Source organism: Allopontixanthobacter sp. (assembly GCF_034376665.1).
Taxonomy (GTDB): domain Bacteria; phylum Pseudomonadota; class Alphaproteobacteria; order Sphingomonadales; family Sphingomonadaceae; genus Allopontixanthobacter.
Window position 1 is genome coordinate 1 of the sequence record NZ_JAXMJI010000113.1, and the last position, 3,556, is coordinate 3,556.

4 protein-coding genes are annotated in these 3,556 nt (G+C 61.5%); all 4 read left to right on the forward strand.

From position 1 onward, the window contains the following. Positions 1-1,250 (forward strand): acyl-CoA carboxylase subunit beta (locus U0988_RS12715; protein ID WP_322293000.1); only part of this gene is annotated, 1,250 nt, incomplete at its 5' end. Between the two features lie 8 nt (positions 1,251-1,258). Then, on the forward strand, positions 1,259-1,696 hold the full coding sequence (locus U0988_RS12720; protein ID WP_322293001.1) for a VOC family protein: 438 nt from the start codon (positions 1,259-1,261) through the stop codon (positions 1,694-1,696). 125 nt (positions 1,697-1,821) lie between these two features. Then, on the forward strand, positions 1,822-2,604 hold the full coding sequence (locus tag U0988_RS12725; protein ID WP_322293002.1) for an enoyl-CoA hydratase-related protein: 783 nt from the start codon (positions 1,822-1,824) through the stop codon (positions 2,602-2,604). Positions 2,605-2,708: 104 nt separating this feature from the next. Next, on the forward strand, positions 2,709-3,556 hold an 848-nt coding region (locus tag U0988_RS12730; protein WP_322293003.1), incomplete at its 3' end, for a methylmalonyl-CoA mutase family protein.

Below are 3,556 nucleotides of genomic sequence, written 5' to 3' on the forward strand. Positions count from 1 at the left end.
TCACCGTGTTCGGCGGCAGCCTGTCGAAACGCCATGCGGAAAAGATCTGCAAGGTGCTGGAAAACGCGATGAAAGTCGGCGCGCCGGTGATCGGCATGAACGACAGCGGCGGAGCACGGATTCAGGAAGGCGTGGCCAGCCTTGGCGGCTATGCCGACGTGTTCCAGCGCAATGTGCTGGCGAGCGGCGTGGTGCCGCAGATCAGCCTGATCATGGGGCCCTGCGCGGGCGGAGCGGTGTATTCCCCGGCGATGACGGACTTCATCTTCATGGTGAAGGACAGCTCCTACATGTTCGTCACCGGGCCGGATGTGGTCAAGACGGTGACCAATGAAGTCGTGACGCAGGAGGAACTCGGCGGCGCGGTAACGCATACCACCCGGACCAGCGTGGCCGATCTGGCGTTCGAGAACGACATCGAAGCTCTGCTGGCGACACGCAAATTCGTCGATTTCCTGCCGCTGTCGAACCGCGAGGAAGTGCCCGAGCGGCCGACCGACGATCCCTTCGACCGCGACGAGATGAGCCTCGATACGCTGATCCCGGACAGTGCCAACCAGCCCTATGACATGCACGAAGTGCTGCGCAAGGTGCTGGACGAAGGCGATTTTTTCGAGATTCAGCCGGCCCATGCCGGAAATATCCTCTGCGGCTTCGGGCGGATCGAAGGGCGCACGGTGGGCGTGGTGGCGAACCAGCCGATGGTGCTGGCGGGGTGTCTCGACATTAATTCCAGCAAGAAAGCTGCGCGTTTCGTGCGCTTCTGCGATGCGTTCGATATTCCGATCCTGACCTTTGTGGATGTCCCCGGCTTCCTGCCCGGCACTGCGCAGGAGCATAACGGGATCATCAAACACGGCGCGAAATTGCTGTTCGCCTATGCCGAGGCAACCGTGCCGAAGATCACCGTGATCACCCGCAAAGCGTATGGCGGTGCGTATGACGTCATGGCGTCCAAACATTTGCGCGGCGATTTGAACTACGCCTGGCCGACTGCCGAAATCGCGGTAATGGGCGCGAAGGGCGCGGTGGAAATCATCTTCCGCGGCAAGACCCAGGAAGAAATCGCCGAGCGGACCAAGGAATACGAAGACCGCTTCGCCAACCCCTTCGTCGCCGCCAGCCGCGGGTATATCGACAATGTCATCTACCCGCACTCAACCAGGCGGCGGATCGCGGTGGGCCTGCGGAAACTGCGCGGGAAGGTGCTTGAGAACCCGTGGAAGAAACATGACAATATTCCGCTGTGAGGACTGACATGAAACTAGGCCGCCTCAACCACATTGGTGTTGCCACGCCGTCCATGGCCGACAGTCTCAAATTCTACCGCGAGGTGATGGGGGCGACCTCCATCGTCGAGCCGTTTGAACTGGCGGACCGGAACTTGCTGGTCGCGTTCGTGAATACGCCCACAGAAACCGGCATGAACGGCACCCAGATCGAGCTGATCCAGCCTCTGCAGGGTGACACGGCACTGACCGGGTTCCTCGCCAGAAACCCGCAGGGCGGGCAGCATCATCTGTGTTACGAAGTGCCCGATATCGAAGCGGCGCGGGCATGGTTCGAAGGGCAAGGCAAACGCATCCTCGGCCCAACGCGCATCGGGGCGCACGGGACGCCGATCTTTTTCGTCCATCCGGGGGATATGATGGGCCAGCTGACCGAGATCATGGAAACGCCTAAGGGTGGGCATTGAACTTCCCCGTCATCCCAGCGAAAGCTGGGACCGGGTTGGGCTCGGCCGGACCCGATTGCCTGGGTGTGATTGATTGATAGCGATCCCAGCTTTCGCTGGGATGACGAATTCTGGAAGGTTATGATTTGGCTTACGAACACATCCTGGTCGAAACGGCGGACGACGTCACCACAGTCACCCTCAACCGGCCCGAGCGGCTGAACGCCTGCCCGCCCGACATGGCGGTGGAGATTCGCGATGTGCTGGCGGCTCCCGGCAAAGCGCGGGCGATCCTGATCACCGGTGCGGGGCGGGCGTTCTGTTCGGGTGCTGATCTGGCGGGCCGCGGCGACCAGTCGATCGGCGGCGGGCGCGGGGCTTACGATTCGCTCACCCGCAGCTACAACCCGCTGATGATGGAATTTACCCGCTGCCCGGTGCCGATTGTTACCGCGGTCAACGGGCCAGCGGCCGGGATCGGCTGCTCCATCGCACTCGCGAGCGATTTCGCGATCGCGGGCAAGAGCGCTTATTTCCTGCAGGCTTTCGTCAATATCGGACTGGTGCCCGATGGCGGTGCCAGCTGGATGCTGCCGCGCCTGGTGGGCAAGGCGCGCGCCACCGAAATGATGCTGCTGGGTGAGAAAATCCCGGCCGACAAGGCCGCGGAATGGGGCCTGATCTACAGAACCGTCGAGGATTCCGACTTGCTGTCCGAAGCACGGGCGCTGGCGCAGCGGCTGGCGAAGGGACCGACGTTGGCGCTCGGCGTAATGCGCCAGAACATCGCGAAGGCGCTGGAATTAAGCTATGCCGGGGCGCTCCACAATGAAGCGGGAGGCCAGCGGAGGGCCGGAGACAGCAAGGATGCCGTGGAAGGCGCGATTTCCTTCCTGCAGAAGCGGAAAGCGGAGTTTTCGGGTGAATGATGCTGCGTCTTCCCAGCGCAAGCTGGGATCGGTTTCAACATCGCGCTAGCATCAAGGCGATCCCAGCCTGCGCTGGGATGACGAAGCAGGTTTCAGGATATTAAATGACCGACAAACCCACCTTGAACGACTGGAAGTCCCTCGCCGATAAAGAGGTCAAGGGTGCCGACCTGACCTGGAACACGCCCGAAGGGTTTCCGATTCTGCCGCTCTACACCGCGGAAGATGCAACAGACCCCGGGCTACCCGGCTTTGCCCCGTTCACTCGCGGCGTGAAGGCCACCATGTATGCCGGCCGCCCGTGGACGATCCGCCAATATGCGGGCTTTTCCACTGCGGAGGAATCGAACGCTTTCTACCGCCGCAACCTCGCCGCCGGTCAGAAGGGCCTGTCGGTCGCCTTCGATCTGGCGACTCACCGCGGTTATGACAGCGATCACCCGCGCGTGGTCGGCGATGTTGGCAAGGCGGGCGTGGCGATCGACACGGTCGAGGATATGCAGATCCTGTTCGACCAGATCCCGCTCGATACGATGTCCGTTTCCATGACCATGAACGGCGCGGTGATCCCGATCCTCGCGTTCTACATCGTCGCGGGCGAGGAGCAGGGGGTGCCGACGGAGAAACTGTCCGGCACCATCCAGAACGACATCCTCAAGGAATTCATGGTCCGCAACACCTACATTTATCCGCCTGCGCCGAGCATGCGGATCGTGTCGGACATCATCACCTACACCTCGGCCCACATGCCGCAGTTCAACAGCATTTCGATCAGCGGCTATCACATGCACGAAGCGGGGGCGACTGCGGTGCAGGAACTCGCCTTCACCATTGCCGACGGCAAGGAATATGTGAAATCGGCAATGGCCACCGGGCTGGATATCGACGCTTTCGCCGGGCGGCTGTCGTTCTTCTTCGGCATCGGCATGAATTTCTTCATGGAAATCGCCAA

What these genes read in the sequence shown, in the direction of transcription:
- U0988_RS12720 (WP_322293001.1), top strand. Translation starts at nt 1,259, where the DNA reads ATGAAACTAGGCCGCCTCAACCACATTGGTGTTGCCACGCCGTCCATG.